Genomic DNA, 14904 nt, shown 5'->3' on the forward strand with positions numbered 1-14904 from the left:
AATGAAAAAAATAGGTTTTATAGTTAATATGAGAAAAGAATCAGCATCTGCCATTGCACAGCAGGTAATTAATTGGCTTATAGAGAATGATATGGAAGTTTATTTAACTAACGAAACTGCAAATAAATTATCATTTTTTAATCACGGGGTTAAGACAGATGACTTGTTTTCCATGTCTGACTGTATTCTGGTACTTGGTGGAGATGGCACACTTTTAAATACTGCCAGATTTGCAGCCGGCAAAAACATACCCCTTCTTGGAATTAACCTGGGTCAGTTAGGATTTCTTACTGAGCTAGAGGTTGATAAGCTTATATATGGACTAGAGGAATTAAAAACTGGCCATTTTCATATTGAAGAAAGAATGATGCTGGAAGCCTATGTATATAGAAATGGGAAGATAGTTGGAAATTTTCATGCATTAAATGATATAGTCATAACCAAGGGTGCTTTTGCTAGAATGATTGAAATGAAAACTTATATTGACAATGAGTTTTTAACCACATATCCGGCAGATGGACTTATTATTTCCTCGCCAACTGGTTCAACTGCCTATTCATTATCGGCTGGAGGACCCATTGTTTCACCTGATCTTGATGTTATAATCATTACACCTATCTGCCCTCATACCCTGTATGCAAGACCAGTTGTAATATCCCATAATCAAAATGTAAGGGTAGTTCTGGTTTCTGATACTGGTGAGGTAATGCTTACTGTAGATGGCCAGGACGGCTTTCTTCTAAAAGCGAAGGACGAAATTATTGTAAAGAAGTCCAATCTGACAACAAAGCTCATTAAACTGCGCAATAGGTCCTTTTATGACATTCTGAGAGAAAAATTAAAGGACGGGAGTAAAAATCGTGTCTGATATTTTTGCCAGGGCAACATCTATAAATCATGATTTTATCAGCAGGTTAATTACTCCCGGTGATAAGGCTGTGGATGCAACTGTTGGAAACGGGCATGATACCATATTCCTGGCTAATTTAGTAGGTGATACTGGCAAGGTCTACGGATTTGATATACAGGATATGGCTATTGAAAGGACAAAAAATCTACTTTCGGCACATAACCTATCTAATCGGGTATTACTTATTGCTGATGGTCATGAAAATATTGATAAATATATACAGCATCCTGTAAAGGTAATTATGTTTAACCTGGGTTATCTGCCTGGTGGAGATCATGGGATTATAACCAGGGAGGAAACTACAATAGCTGCTCTCAAAAAGTCCCTTTCTCTACTGACACCACATGGTGTTCTATCAGTAGTTGTATACTCTAGACATCATGGAGGAGAAAGGGAAAAGCAAGCAGTTGAGAGCTTTTTCGAAAGCATCCCAAAAACTGAATTCCATGTGGTGAAAATAAACCACTTAAATAGATTAAGTAGTTCTCCCTATATTATTATAGCTCAAAGAAATGATTAATCAGGAGAAAGGAGAGAAGGGACAAGCCTTTAATAAGGTGTGTCTGTGAATTATGAAAAATTTAAGACAACGAAAAATATTAGATTTAATTAAAGAACATGACGTGGAAACCCAAGAGGATTTAGTTAATAAGCTCAGAGAAAATGGTTTTGATGTAACTCAAGCCACAGTATCTAGAGATATTAAAGAACTAAGTTTAATAAAAATTGCCACAGATAAAAATACCTACAAGTATTTTGTTGCTTCTGAACCAAGGCATAACTTGAATGAGAATAGGCTTAGTAAGCTTTTAAAGGATTCAGCAACAAGTATTGATTACAGCGATAACCTTATAGTTATCAAAACCCTGCCTGGAGTTGCAAATGCCATTGCATCCTGCATAGATCATATCCAATGGCCTGAAATAATTGGCACCATTGCTGGTGACGACACGCTTCTCCTGATTGTTAAACCAAGGGAGGCCGTGGAAAAATATTTAAATATGCTTGATAAGCTCTTGGAATGAGGTGAAACACCATGCTGCAGGAAATACACATTGAAAATTTTGCTTTAATTGAGGAAGTAACCATAGAATTTGAAAAGGGTTTTAATGTATTGTCAGGAGAAACTGGAGCAGGCAAATCTATTCTTATAGATGCAGTTGGCCTACTACTAGGTGATAGAGCTTCAAGTGATTATGTGAGAACAGGATGTGAGAAGGCAATCATCCAGGGAGTATTCACCTTTTCTCCCACTGAAAGTCTAACATACAATACCATTCTTCAGGATCTTGGCATAACCCCAGAAGAAGATGGTACCATCATTCTTACTAGAGAAATTAGCGATACCGGCAAAAATGCATGCCGTATTAATGGGCGAACTGTTACCCTATCATGCTTTCAAAATCTTAGTCCTTTGCTGGTTGAAATTCACGGACAAAATACTACCCAACAGTTAATCTCTGTATCCAAGCAGGCTGAGCTCCTTGACAGGCTTGGAGGAGCCAGACTACAGACTCTGCGCAATGATATAAATGATAAATATAAAAAAATTAGCCAGTATGAAAGGGAAATAAAGAGACTAAAGGAAATAGTCACACTTGGACTTCGTGAAAGGGATTTTCTTCAGCATCAAATAGAGGAAATAATCCAGGCCAGTCTATTGCCTGGTGAAGAGGAGAGTTTAGAAAAGGAACTCAAGATCCTGGGAAGCTCCCAAGAACTTCAGGCTGCTTGTGAGGAGGCTAATTCCCTGCTTTTATCAGGAGAGGGTACAGCTGTTAGCGCTTATGATTTAATAGGTAGAGTGGTAGATAGGTTTCGAAATCTTCAGGGTTTAAATCAAGAACTGGACAATTCCATTTCAGAACTAGAAAATGCCATGTGCCAGGTACAGGAACTGGCTCATAATTTTAAAAGCTATCCACAAGATATGGATTATGATCCATATAAAATGCAGGAAATAGAGGATAGACTTGCTTTAATCAGCAAGCTAAAAAGAAAGTATGGAAATAATATTGAAGACATTATTAGTTTAAAAGACAAACTCACATCTGAGCTATATGAGATAGAAAATGCAGAAGATATGCTTAAAGCCAATGAGAACAAATATAATGAAATATCCAGGGAATATGACGCCCTTGCACAAAAAATTCACTCTGTAAGAAGACAGGTGGCTGATGAATTAGAGGTAAAAATCATGAAGGCATTAAATGATCTGGTAATGCCTAATGTAAAATTCAAAATTTCAATTGATTTATTAAAGGATAGGGGACCCTTTGGCAGGGATAAAATTGAATTCCTTATTTCCCCAAATCCAGGTGAGCCCCTTAAACCTCTAGCAAAAATAGCTTCTGGAGGGGAAATTGCCAGAATCATGTTATCACTTAAAAGTATTCTGGCAGAAGTGGATAATGTTCCTGTTTTAATTTTTGACGAAATTGATTCCGGAATTGGAGGTCTTGTATTAAAGCCTGTGGCAGAAAAGCTCTCTGAGACCAGTAAATTCTGCCAGGTGATTTGTGTTACTCATTCTCCCCAAATAGCAGCCCATGCAAATTCCCATTATTTAATTCAAAAACATAGTGAAAACAATAAAACTTTGACAAAAGTATCCAAGCTAAAAACAGAAGAAGAAAGAATAGAAGAATTGTCCAGAATGTTGGGAGCAACTTCCAAGGCCAAAGAACATGCTTTAGAATTGAGAAAACAAAACTAAAAGTGCAGTTAATATTAACTGTACTTTTTTATATTTACTTGGATAGTGAGTATTGCCAGGATATTAAAATCTTCTGCAGCCACACTAGATATAAAGATAAATAATTTTTTATAATTTACGGGGGTGAAATTCAAATCGGGGAGACTAAAGTATTGGAGTGAATAAGGTTTGCGCAAAAGCATATTCAGCAGAGTCTATGCATTCATTATTATTGCTGCAATTCTGGCCATAAGCTTCAGTCCCCAGATGCAAAGCTATTTCCTGCTTCCAACAAATCAAAGATTATCAGTTGGTGATGAATTTAATTTACCATTAGTTTTCCCAAAAAAAATAGTAAATAATTTAAAAATGCAAATTCATGATGAAAGTGGTTTAATAGAGTCTCTAAATCTGTCAGGTGCAAAGGAATTCAACAGAAGCGGAAAATATACTGCTAAATTAAGTCTATTTGGTTTAATTCCGTTGAAAGAAATTGTTGTTGATGTTGTTCCAGAAATCAAGGTTTATCCCTCTGGACATTCAATTGGTGTTTTCTTAAGAGCCCAGGGAGTTATGGTGGTAGGTTTTTCACCTGTTACAAATGATGTAGGCATGGAAGTACAGCCTGCCAGGGATCAGGGAATACAGATTGGAGATATAATTTCCAAAATTAATAATCAACCTGTAGGAAGCGACAAAGAATTAGCAGAGCTTATTGACAAGTACGGCAGTTCAGATAAACAGATCACATTGCAAGTAATTAGAAATGGACTGAAAATGGATTTTTATCTAGAACCAATAAAGTGCGGAGATACAGACAGGTATAGAATAGGTCTCTATGTTAGAGATACAGCAGCTGGTATAGGTACTTTAACCTTCTTTGAACCCGACAAGGGCAAGTATGGTGCTTTAGGCCATGTAATAGCCAATGTGGATATAAAGGAAGAATTAAAGGATGGCATGGGTAGAATAATGTCAGCCTCTATTCAAAAGATCAATCAGGGAAAAAAAGGCTTTCCAGGTGAGAAAATAGGAAGCTTTAGCAGCAACTCCTCCCTATCAGGGGTTATAATGAAAAACTGTAATCTGGGGATTTATGGAGTTCTCGATAAAATACCAACTAATACCTATTATAGCGAACCAATACCTGTAGCCTATGCCAATCAGATAACTCCAGGTACAGCCCATATATTAACTGTCTTAGAAGGTGACAAAATTGAAAAATTTGAAATAGAAATTGAAAGAGTAATTTCGCACCAGAGACCAAATGGAAAGGGCCTAGTGATTAAAGTTACTGATAAAAAATTAATTGAAAAGACAGGTGGTATAATTCAAGGTATGAGTGGCAGCCCAATCATTCAAAATGGCAAGCTCATAGGTGCAGTAACACATGTTTTTGTACAAGAACCTACCAGGGGATATGGTATTCTTGCAGAATGGATGATTGAAGAGATAGGTATAATACCTGAAGAGCTTGTCACAGATTCAGTTTTGTCAGCATCATAAATGATACAACATACAGCATGTTCCCAAATACTGCTGTGTGTTTTTCTTTGTGAAAAAGTAAAATTTTTGTTGAATTTTAACTAATATTGGGATATTGCAAAAAGTGGCAGGAAAAGGCAAATTTATGTTGAAATAATAAAACCATACAGAAAAAACAAAATACAGGGGGCGTGGGTAAACGTGGATGAACCAATAAATGTTTTAGTGGTGGATGACAACAAAGATTTTTGTGGAATACTAAGTGAATACTTTTCTGACCAAAGAGACTTAAACCTTTGTGGTACAGCTTATAATGGTATCGAGGCTGTCAAAGCTATCCAAGAAAAGGAACCGGATGTAGTAATTCTGGATATAATAATGCCTCATTTAGATGGAATTGGTGTTCTTGAAAAACTGAATTCCACAGAATTAAGTGTAAGGCCAAAAATCATTGTATTAACCACTTTAGGTCAGGAAATTATGACACAACAATCCTGTGATTTAGGAGCAGACTATTACATACTAAAGCCCTTTGATCTGGATGTATTAGGAACTAGAATAAAGCAATTGGTAAGAGGGGAAACAACTGGCAGCGGGCCTAAAAATGGGATTGTCAAAGGAAAAAGCCTGGATGTTGAAGTAACTAAGATAATTCACCAAATGGGAGTGCCTGCACACATCAAAGGCTATCAATATTTAAGAGATGCAATTTTAATGGTCATTGAAGAAGTTAATTTGTTAGGTGCAGTTACAAAGGAGCTGTATCCACTTATTGCTAAAAAATATATGACTACACCTAGCAGGGTAGAAAGAGCCATCCGCCACGCTATAGAATTAGCCTGGGATCGTGGCAATGTTGACATGATGAACCGTTTCTTTGGCTACACAATTAATGTTGAAAGAGGCAAACCCACCAACTCAGAGTTTATAGCTATGGTAGCTGATAAGCTAAGGATTGGTACAAAGGTAAGTTAATCATGTAGTTAATTATATAAATATATTAAGATAAAACATATTCGCAGAGGAATAGTTGGAAAAATACCGGCTATCCTCTTTTTTGTTTTATAGTTAAAATTATCTGTTAACCATAAAATAAAATCCTTTCGTCAATTTTTAGGGTAAATTTACTCCATATACTAAATCCTTGCAGTTTAATAAAGGCCCTAGAAATCTCATTGTCGTTTTAAAGAAAAATTCCTGTCGAATGTACATAGAATAACAGAATATATGTAAAAAAGTTTAATTTTTCTACGTGTATTTTTCGTAGGATTTTTTGTTCTAACTAATACTTAAATCCTTCCTTGGGCAACCTAAAAAAGGGTGTTAGAAATGAAAAACACAATTAAAGGGCGGGTTTTAAAAAATCGTAGAACAAAAGAGTTGGTGCCAAATTTAAAACCAGGGGACATTGCATTGATTGCCCATGAGGATTTAGATGAAATAGCAGCTAATTCTCTTATTGAGGCCAAGGTTAAGGCTGTCATCAATGTGAAAAGGTCCAGTACAGGTAAATATCCCAATCCTGGTCCTTTAAACCTGCTTGAAAAGGGAATAGCTATAATTGAATGTGTTAATGATGAAATCTGGGATACTGTTGATGATGGTGATGAGATTAGCATTATTGGCGGAACAATATATAACAGCTCAGGTGGTCATCTGACACAGGGAAAGTTATTAAATTTACAGGGTGTTAAGGCTGCATTAAAAAAGGCCAAGGAAAACTTTAATCCCCAGCTTGAAAAATTTATAAAAAACACCATTGAGTATGCAAAAAGTGAGCTTGAAGTAATTTTTAAAGAGATAGATTTATCCCATATCCAAACTGCTTTCAAGGGAAAGCATTGCTTAATAGTTGTCAGGGGACAAAAGTACAAGGAGGATTTACAGGCTCTTAGAAGCTATATTAGAGAAATGAAGCCAGTTTTAATTGGCGTTGATGGCGGGGCGGATGCCTTACTTGAAAACGGACTCAAGCCTAACCTCATAATAGGGGACATGGATAGTGTATCTGATAAGGCCTTAAAGTGTGGTGCAGAAATTGTTGTCCATGCTTATCGTAATGGTAAGGCTCCTGGTATAGATAGGATGAAAAACTTAGGTATCAGCAATTACAAGGTACTTCCCACCTTTGGAACTAGCGAAGATGTTGCAATGCTGGTGGCCTATGAGAAGGGTGCAGAGCTCATAGTGGCTGTTGGGACCCATTCCAATGTAATTGATTTTTTAGAAAAGGGCAGGCAGGGCATGTCCAGCACCTTTTTAGTAAGATTAAAGATAGGCTCTATTCTAATGGATGCAAGAGGAGTAAATCAGCTATATAAGCAAAAATTTAAACTAAAATATTTTGCAGCAATGGTTATGGCCGCACTTATTCCCCTATTTATTGTATTTATTATTTCACCGCCAGCCTTTCAATTTGTTAGATTATTATATCTAAGGCTGCGTCTAATACTCCAGGTTTAGGAGGCTATTTATGAAAGCTGTATCGGTAGTCATACCTGCCTACAACGAAGAGCAGCATATTGTAGAAACCATCAAGGCAGTAAAAAAGGTTCAAGGTGTTAAACAGATAATTGTTGTTGATGATGGAAGCAGCGATAATACTGCCCAGCTAGCTGAGGATACTGGAGTTGAGGTTATTAGGATAGAGCATAATAGAGGTAAGGGCAATGCCTTAAACCTTGGTTGTCTGCAGTGTAATCAAGAATTAATTGCCTTGATTGATGCTGATTTAGGAGCCAGTGCTGGTGAGCTTGCAAAGCTGATAGAGCCTGTTGTCAATGGTAAAGCTGACATGACAATTGCTGCCTTTCCAAAAGCTAAGAAAAAAGGCGGAATTGGCCTGGTAAAAGGTCTGGCAAATGTAGTTATTAGGATATATGGTGGGCAAAAATTAAGGGCTCCCTTGTCTGGGCAAAGGGTTATGAATAGACAAGCCTTTGCAGCTTTGTTTCCCTTTGCAGAAGGATTTGGTGTTGAGATATTGGCAACCATAAAAGCTTTAAATAAGGGTCTCTGTGTCATGGAAATTGAGACCAAAATGCATCATAGAGAAACTGGTAGAAGCATTTCTGACTTTAAGCATCGTGGAAAACAGTTTTATCATATACTAATAGCTTTATTTAAAATTAGGCTTTTAAGGAGTTAGATTAGATGCTTGGTGCTTTTGCAGCTTATATAATAACAAGAGTTTTTATTCCCCTTGGTGTTAAAGGATTTGGGTTATTAGATTGGACAAAGGAAAACTTTATGGGAAGGAATATCCCAATAGGCATTGGAATCCTGCTAATTCCCTTAAGTGTAGCATTACCCTTTGCATGGTATGACATCATTTCCCCTTCAACTATTGTCTTTTATGGAAGTGCATTAATAATAATGGGGTTTGTTGGTTTATATGATGATATATTTGGTGATACCAAAATCAAGGGTTTCAAAGGTCATTTTAGCCTACTTTTTAAGGGAAGGGTCACATCTGGAACAATAAAGGCCTTTACAGGAATCATAATTGCATTTTTTGGAGCTTTTTTGTTTGCAGTAAACCTTTTAGAGTTTATGGTGGCATTTTTAGTAATTCTGCTATTTACAAATGCTTTTAATCTCTTTGACTTAAGGCCGGGCAGGTGTATTAAAGTATTTTTTTTAGTAGCTGCTTTTTTAATTTTTATGGCCTATTATTTAGGAAATAAGAATATAATGTTATTATATCCAATTTTAGGGTGCACCCTGGCCTATGCTCCCTTTGATTTTAAGGGGAGATCCATGCTTGGAGATGCGGGCTCTAATACTATAGGCATGAGCGTGGGTATTATAAGCTTTCTTGTATTACCTTTTTTAATAAATATTATAATAGTTCTTGTCTTAATAATGCTGCATTGGTATACTGAGAAAAATTCATTAAATTCTCTTATAGAAAGTAATCAGTTCCTAAGCCGTATTGATAATTGGGGTAGGAGCTAATTATATATACTTCAGGGGAGGGCCAAGGGTGATAACAAAGAAAATCGGAAAGGTAGTAGGGATTGATAAAGAAAATGCTGATGTGCAGTGGATAAAGGTTACCATTGGCGATGAAGAGTTTTCTGCCATTAATTATCCTTCCACAACAGGAATCGTAAAGCCAGGGGATGAGGTTGTGTTAAATACAACAGCAGTAGAGCACGGCCTTGGTACAGGCGGATACCATTTAGTTATGCTAAATTTGGCTAATATGGAAAGCACAGCTAAAGAAAAGGGTCATATTATGAAGCTGAGGTATACGCCCTATCAGATTAAGGTGCTGGCAGTAGAAGAGCAGACAAATCCCCACCATGGTAAAATTGCAAGCTTTAAAAACCTAAATGGGATGCCAGTTATGATAGGCAGTCTGCATAGCAAGCTAGCTCCAGCAGCCCTGGGATATAAGCTCATGAAACCCAAGGGGAAAGTGGTTTACATAATGACAGACGGGGGAGCCTTACCCATTGCCTTTAGTAAAACTGTAGCCACCCTAAAGGAATTAGAATTGATTGACGGTACAGTCACTGTTGGTCATGCTTTTGGTGGCGATTACGAAGCGGTAAATGTTTATTCAGGCCTGATTGCAGCAAAAGAAGTACTAAATGCAGATGCTGTAATTATTTGTATGGGACCTGGAGTTGTGGGGACAGGAACTAAATGGGGCTTTACCGGCATAGAACAGGGTGACATAATAAATGCTGTAAATATTCTTAAGGGCAGGGCCATAGCAATTCCTAGAATTACCTTTAAGGACAAACGAGACAGGCACAAGGGGCTCAGCCACCATACACTAACAATATTAGAAAAGGTAGCACTACAGCCTGCCGAGGTTTGTCTTCCTGTGCTGCCTAGACATGAAAGTGAGTTTCTACGGGAACAGATTCGAGAAAGAAGGTTAGATGATAAGCATACCTTTGTATCAATTAATGCTGAACAGGTTTTAGACTATGCAAATCATTTAAGAATACCCTTTTCAACAATGGGAAGATCAGTTGAAGAAGAACGTTACTACTTTTTAGCTGCAGGCGCTGCAGGGATTTTAGCGGCCCAAGACTAACTACACTTGTTAATGGAGCTTACTTTTAATGAATTGGGCTACAGTAGTATATTCTGTATTCAATTCATTTAAATTTTTTCGCAGTTCTTTAACCTTACCAATAAAGTAAAAGCTTTTTTTATTTACAATAATAAACATATTAGCTCCTCCAGTATTATATTTAGGGTATTAGCTTATGTAGCTTATGTCAGATTATGCCTTGTTCAGTTAAAACTTATAAAAGTGGGTGGTTTTGGTGAGTAATAGAGAAAATACAATAAGCTCTCAGTGCTTCTTTGAAGGCAGGATCCTGCGTTTAAGAGTTGATAAAGTTGAGCTAAAAGGGGGAAGGATAGGGCAGAGAGAAATTGTTGAGCATCCAGGTGCTGTAGCCATAGTAGCTATTACCCAGGATAAAAAGGTTTTGCTAGTTACCCAATATAGGAAGCCAATGGAAAAGGAGCTTATGGAAATTCCTGCTGGTAAGCTTGAAAAAAATGAAATACCTTTATCGTGTGCACAAAGGGAACTTTTAGAGGAAACAGGCTATGTGGCCAATAATTGGCAGGAATTACTTGCTGTTTATACATCTCCAGGCTTTAGTAACGAGAAGGTGGTAATTTTTTTGGCAACAGACCTATCCAGGACATTAAACACTCCCATGGATACAGAGGAAATTAGCCACCTTGACTTGTTACCCTTAGGGGAAGTAATAGATCTAATTAAGGAAAACAAAATTGAGGACGCAAAAACTGCTGCCGGCATTCTTGCTGCTAAGGTTTTTTATGAAGACGAAACAACCTAAAGTTTATATGACAGTAGATGCAAGTGGAGCCTATAATGCGGCAATTAATGGTCATGTAGTGGTTATAGTAGACATTATAGATATGTCTACCAGCCTGGAAACTGCCCTGGAGATGGGTGCTGCAGCAGTATTTGGTGCCAGTCCTGACCATACTTCTGCTCCTGTTCCAGTCAACCCTGAGAAAATTGCAGGGGATGCTGCCTTTATGGCCCATGAATTAAATATGGAAGTGGTAATAATTGGTGAACCTAGATTTGCAAGTAAAGAAGAACAAAAGAAAAACTGTCAAAGATTGGTTAATAAGCTCATTAAAATGAATACAAAAATTAGTGATTTTGTCCCCAATGTGGGTAAAGAGCTTTGGGCCTTTGCTCCTCTTAACAACAAAATTGCCATAGCTGCTACCAGCACAGGTGGAGTTGCCTTTGACGCTGCGTACAATGCCGGAGGTATTGTCACTACCGCAACCATTGCCCGAACCAGGCATATGAAGGGAAAAGCTCCAGCCTTAAAAGGGATTCATAGAGCTTATAGCCTTGCTGTCAGGCTGCAGAGGGACATATCCTATGCAGCAGCAAGCTCCAAATCCTATGAAGACATTTTGGCGGCAAAGTATTTGTGTGATCTCACAAAGGGCTTGTCATAAAACAAGCCTTCCTGCATATCATTAAAATAGAAGTGATATGGGGGGACAACACTAATGATAAAAGCCCTGCTAAAATTATGGTTTAACCATATACGAGATCACATGGTGTTGTATATACTTTCAACACTTATGTTTCTAGGTGGCAGTTCCCTTGGCGCATTCACTGTTAGTACCTTAAATGAATATCAGCTTCAAGAACTAGTGGATTATTTTGACTATTTTCTAAAGGGCCTTACAGGTTGGAACATTAATTCTGTTTTAGTGGCACAGGATGCCATTTTTAATAATCTCAAATTTATATTTTTAACCTGGGCCTTAGGCCTAACTGTTATTGGTATTCCCATTATTTTATTGATAGTCTCCTTTAAAGGCTTCATTATGGGCTTTACAGTTGGCTTTCTAATACTACAAAAGGGTTTAGCTGGAATGCTCATAGCTATTTTTGCAGTGTTGCCACAGAATTTCTTTTACGTGCCCAGCCTAATGATTTGTGCTGTAGCCTCAATAACCTTTTCCTTATGCTTGTTAAGGGGCACAATGGGTGGAAGAAAACTTTCCATTTCTCAAATGTTTATTAATTATATACTACTGCTGCTGGTATTTTGTGTTTTCACTGTAATAGGTGGATTAATAGAGGGCTACGGAGCACCTCTGACCATGAAAATCATAATAACATATTTTCAATAGCATAATATTTAGTCTAAAATATAAACTTCCCTCATACTTTTTAACATGTGAATGTTTAAAACCAGGGAGGTTTGTTTAATGATTGTTGTGACCATTCCAAATTGGCGTAAAAAGCTTATTATTTTAGCTTGTATAATTCTTTTAGCTGCCGCATTTAGTATAGGTTTAAACTATTACAAAAGCATCAACACTACTATAGAATTTGAGGAAATGTTTGACAATCCAATTGGCTCTGAGGTACAGGCTCTAGAGGGTGAAGAAGAGGCTGCAGCAGAAGGTGCTCAAGGGGAAGCTGCACAAGCACAACCTGGAAATGAAGTAGAAGTAGTTAAACATGACCAAACTAATGAGGCATGTGAAGATGAAAAACAGGAAAAGGAATCCCCTGAAGATAAAGATTTAGAACAGGAGTTTAAGGAAAAAGAAGTGAAAAAGGGATTTTGGCAAAAAATTCTAGAAAAGTTTCGCAAAGAATAATTTATTGACAGGAATTTCCCATCTCTTGTGGAAGTAATGTATATTCCAGCAAGTGATGGGAGTTATTTATTATGAGGGTTTTGCTAGAAAGATTCATACATTATCTTGCAGTCGAAAGAGGTCTGTCTGATAATACTTTATCCTCTTATTTGAGTGACCTTGAACAATTCATAACCTTTCTCGAGGAAGAGAATATTAATTCTGTGCATGCGCTTAACAATCAGCACCTAATAGAATATATTCTGCTTCTTAAGTCAAATGGCAAAGCACCTACAACCATTTCTAGAAATAGGGCAGCCATCAAAACCTTTATGAAGTTTCTTGTTAATGAGGGCATACTTGAAAATAATCCATCAGAGAATCTACAGTCACCCAAGTTAAGCAGAAAGCTTCCAATGACCCTGACCATGGAGCAGGTGGACAATCTGCTTCAAAGACCTAGAATAAAAACAACTATAGGTCTAAGAGACAGGGCCATGCTGGAGGTGCTTTATGCATCAGGTCTAAGGGTTACTGAACTGGTCTCTCTTGACCTTGGAGATATGGAGTTAAACAAGGGGTTTATCAGGTGCTATGGAAAAGGTTCAAAGGAAAGGATAGTTCCCCTGGGCTCAATGGCTATTTTTTTTGTTACTCAATATTTAGAACAGTCACGGGTTAAACTAATCAAGAAGCCAGGTGAAAAGGCGGTATTTGTTAATAATATGGGCAACCGATTAACAAGACAGGGCCTGTGGAAAATCCTAAAAAAATATGCCAGGGCTGCGGGAATTAGTGAAATTACCCCACATACTTTGAGGCATTCCTTTGCAACACATTTGTTGGAAAATGGGGCTGATTTAAGAGCTGTCCAAGAAATGCTTGGGCATGCTGACATTTCTACAACTCAGATCTATACCCATTTAACAAATAGTCATTTACGAAAGGTTTATGATAGTACCCATCCCAGGGCAAAAAATACATAACTTTAAAAAATGAGGGATAAAATGATTCAACGAGTAATTTTAATTGTGTTAGATAGTGTTGGAGTTGGAGAACTACCTGATGCCCACCTTTATGGTGATACTGGAAGTAATACTTTAAAAAACCTGGCTGCTGCTGTGGGAGGAATAAATGTACCCAACCTTGAAGGCATGGGATTGGGACATATTATTGACATAATGGGTGTCGCCAGAGTAGATGAACCCCTTGGAGCTTTTGGGAAAATGGCTGAAAGGTCTGCCGGCAAGGATACGACTACAGGCCATTGGGAGATGGCTGGGCAAATACTTGAAAATCCCTTTCCTACATATCCAAATGGATTTCCCCCGGAGGTTTTAGAAGAATTTAAAGCTAGAATTGGCAGGGATGTTCTAGGAAATATAGCTGCTTCCGGAACAGAAATAATTCAAAAATTGGGCAAAGAACATATGGAAACTGGCAAACCCATCGTTTATACTTCTGCAGATAGTGTTTTTCAAATTGCTGCCCATGAGGAGATTATTCCCCTGGAAACCCTATATGAGTACTGCAGAATTGCCAGGGAGATCTTACAGCCGCCCCATGGAGTTGGCAGGGTCATAGCCAGGCCTTTTATAGGAAGTCCTGGAAACTTTGTTAGAACTGCAAATAGACACGATTACTCCCTGGAACCTCCTTACCCAATGCTGTTGGATATCTTAACTGAAAGTGGTTATAATGTGGTAGGAATAGGAAAGATCAAAGACATTTATGCTGGCAGGGGAATTACACAGTCTATTCCCACAATAAATAACCAGGATGGCATTGCTAAAACCATTGAAGCAATGACCAGGACAATCAATGGATTAATTTTTACAAACCTGGTTGAATTTGACATGAAATTCGGTCACAGAAATGATCCCAGGGGATATGCTGATGCTTTAGAGGAATTTGATAGAGAGCTTCCTGAAATAATAAATGCCATGGATAAGAATGATATTCTATTTATTACAGCTGACCATGGTTGTGATCCTACCATGGCAAGCACGGATCATACCCGTGAATATGTTCCTTTAATCATTTATGGGCGTCATGTTAAAAATGGGGTTTCTTTGGGGACAAGACAATCCTTTGCTGATGTGGCAGCTACCATTACTAGCCTGCTAAAAACAAGTCCCGTGCCACATGGAACTGACATGAGTAAGGATTTTTTAATAGATTAAGGAGG

17 protein-coding genes are annotated in these 14904 nt (G+C 37.7%); 16 read left to right on the plus strand and 1 reads right to left on the minus strand.

All coding sequences use genetic code 11. The features are described from left to right. The first annotated feature begins 1 nt into the window (after position 1). The 10 genes from K364_RS0120115 (at position 2) to K364_RS0120160 (ending at position 10143) form a co-directional block, all read left to right on the plus strand. Positions 2-868, plus strand: coding sequence for an NAD(+)/NADH kinase (locus K364_RS0120115; protein ID WP_028309497.1), 867 nt, complete (start codon positions 2-4; stop codon positions 866-868). After that, positions 861-1430, plus strand: coding sequence for a tRNA 5-(aminomethyl)-2-thiouridylate-methyltransferase MnmM (gene mnmM, locus K364_RS0120120; protein WP_028309498.1), 570 nt, complete (start codon positions 861-863; stop codon positions 1428-1430). Before K364_RS0120115 ends, mnmM begins: the two co-directional genes overlap by 8 nt. A gap of 52 nt (positions 1431-1482) precedes the next feature. Then, complete coding sequence (argR, locus tag K364_RS0120125; protein WP_028309499.1) at positions 1483-1935, plus strand: arginine repressor; 453 nt, start codon at positions 1483-1485, stop codon at positions 1933-1935. A gap of 11 nt (positions 1936-1946) precedes the next feature. After that, complete coding sequence (gene recN, locus K364_RS0120130; RefSeq protein ID WP_028309500.1) at positions 1947-3626, plus strand: DNA repair protein RecN; 1680 nt, start codon at positions 1947-1949, stop codon at positions 3624-3626. Positions 3627-3794: 168 nt separating this feature from the next. After that, complete coding sequence (spoIVB, locus tag K364_RS0120135) at positions 3795-5111, plus strand: SpoIVB peptidase (protein ID WP_051534272.1); 1317 nt, start codon at positions 3795-3797, stop codon at positions 5109-5111. Between the two features lie 180 nt (positions 5112-5291). Then, a complete protein-coding gene (gene spo0A / locus K364_RS0120140) occupies positions 5292-6065 on the plus strand; it encodes a sporulation transcription factor Spo0A (RefSeq protein ID WP_028309502.1) in 774 nt (257 codons plus the stop codon). A 354-nt stretch (positions 6066-6419) separates the two neighbouring features. Next, positions 6420-7553, plus strand: a complete 1134-nt coding sequence (steA, locus tag K364_RS0120145) for a putative cytokinetic ring protein SteA (RefSeq protein ID WP_028309503.1) — start codon at positions 6420-6422, stop codon at positions 7551-7553. 10 nt (positions 7554-7563) lie between these two features. Continuing rightward, positions 7564-8238: a glycosyltransferase family 2 protein gene (locus K364_RS25005; RefSeq protein ID WP_035270443.1), complete on the plus strand. Its 675-nt coding sequence runs from the start codon at positions 7564-7566 to the stop codon at positions 8236-8238. Between the two features lie 5 nt (positions 8239-8243). After that, on the plus strand, positions 8244-9047 hold the full coding sequence (locus tag K364_RS25010) for an MraY family glycosyltransferase (RefSeq protein WP_051534273.1): 804 nt from the start codon (positions 8244-8246) through the stop codon (positions 9045-9047). Between the two features lie 28 nt (positions 9048-9075). Then, entirely contained in the window at positions 9076-10143 is a 1068-nt protein-coding gene (locus tag K364_RS0120160; RefSeq protein WP_028309504.1) for a DUF3866 family protein, read from the plus strand. A gap of 9 nt (positions 10144-10152) precedes the next feature. Here the strand turns inward: K364_RS0120160 and K364_RS27675 are convergent, their stop codons facing one another. Further along, the gene (locus tag K364_RS27675; RefSeq protein WP_277995624.1) at positions 10153-10281 is read right to left on the minus strand and encodes a hypothetical protein; all 129 of its coding nucleotides are present in this window, start codon (positions 10279-10281) and stop codon (positions 10153-10155) included. 97 nt (positions 10282-10378) lie between these two features. Here K364_RS27675 and K364_RS25015 point away from each other — a divergent pair, with 97 nt between their 5' ends. From K364_RS25015 to K364_RS25020, 6 genes are all read left to right on the plus strand, one after another. Next, positions 10379-10927: an NUDIX hydrolase gene (locus tag K364_RS25015; RefSeq protein WP_035270446.1), complete on the plus strand. Its 549-nt coding sequence runs from the start codon at positions 10379-10381 to the stop codon at positions 10925-10927. Next, positions 10908-11573: a hypothetical protein gene (locus K364_RS0120175; protein ID WP_028309505.1), complete on the plus strand. Its 666-nt coding sequence runs from the start codon at positions 10908-10910 to the stop codon at positions 11571-11573. Before K364_RS25015 ends, K364_RS0120175 begins: the two co-directional genes overlap by 20 nt. A 54-nt stretch (positions 11574-11627) precedes the next feature. Continuing rightward, positions 11628-12260 carry a stage II sporulation protein M gene (gene spoIIM, locus K364_RS0120180; RefSeq protein WP_028309506.1) on the plus strand — a complete coding sequence of 211 codons (633 nt, stop codon included), beginning with the start codon at positions 11628-11630 and terminating at the stop codon, positions 12258-12260. 78 nt (positions 12261-12338) lie between these two features. Then, positions 12339-12737, plus strand: coding sequence for a hypothetical protein (locus tag K364_RS0120185; RefSeq protein WP_028309507.1), 399 nt, complete (start codon positions 12339-12341; stop codon positions 12735-12737). Between the two features lie 71 nt (positions 12738-12808). Beyond that, positions 12809-13702 carry a site-specific tyrosine recombinase XerD gene (gene xerD / locus K364_RS0120190; protein ID WP_028309508.1) on the plus strand — a complete coding sequence of 298 codons (894 nt, stop codon included), beginning with the start codon at positions 12809-12811 and terminating at the stop codon, positions 13700-13702. A 21-nt stretch (positions 13703-13723) separates the two neighbouring features. Next, complete coding sequence (locus K364_RS25020) at positions 13724-14899, plus strand: phosphopentomutase (protein ID WP_035270449.1); 1176 nt, start codon at positions 13724-13726, stop codon at positions 14897-14899. Positions 14900-14904: the final 5 nt, after the last annotated feature.

It is taken from the genome of Desulfitibacter alkalitolerans DSM 16504, from assembly GCF_000620305.1.
GTDB classification, from domain to species: domain Bacteria; phylum Bacillota; class DSM-16504; order Desulfitibacterales; family Desulfitibacteraceae; genus Desulfitibacter; species Desulfitibacter alkalitolerans.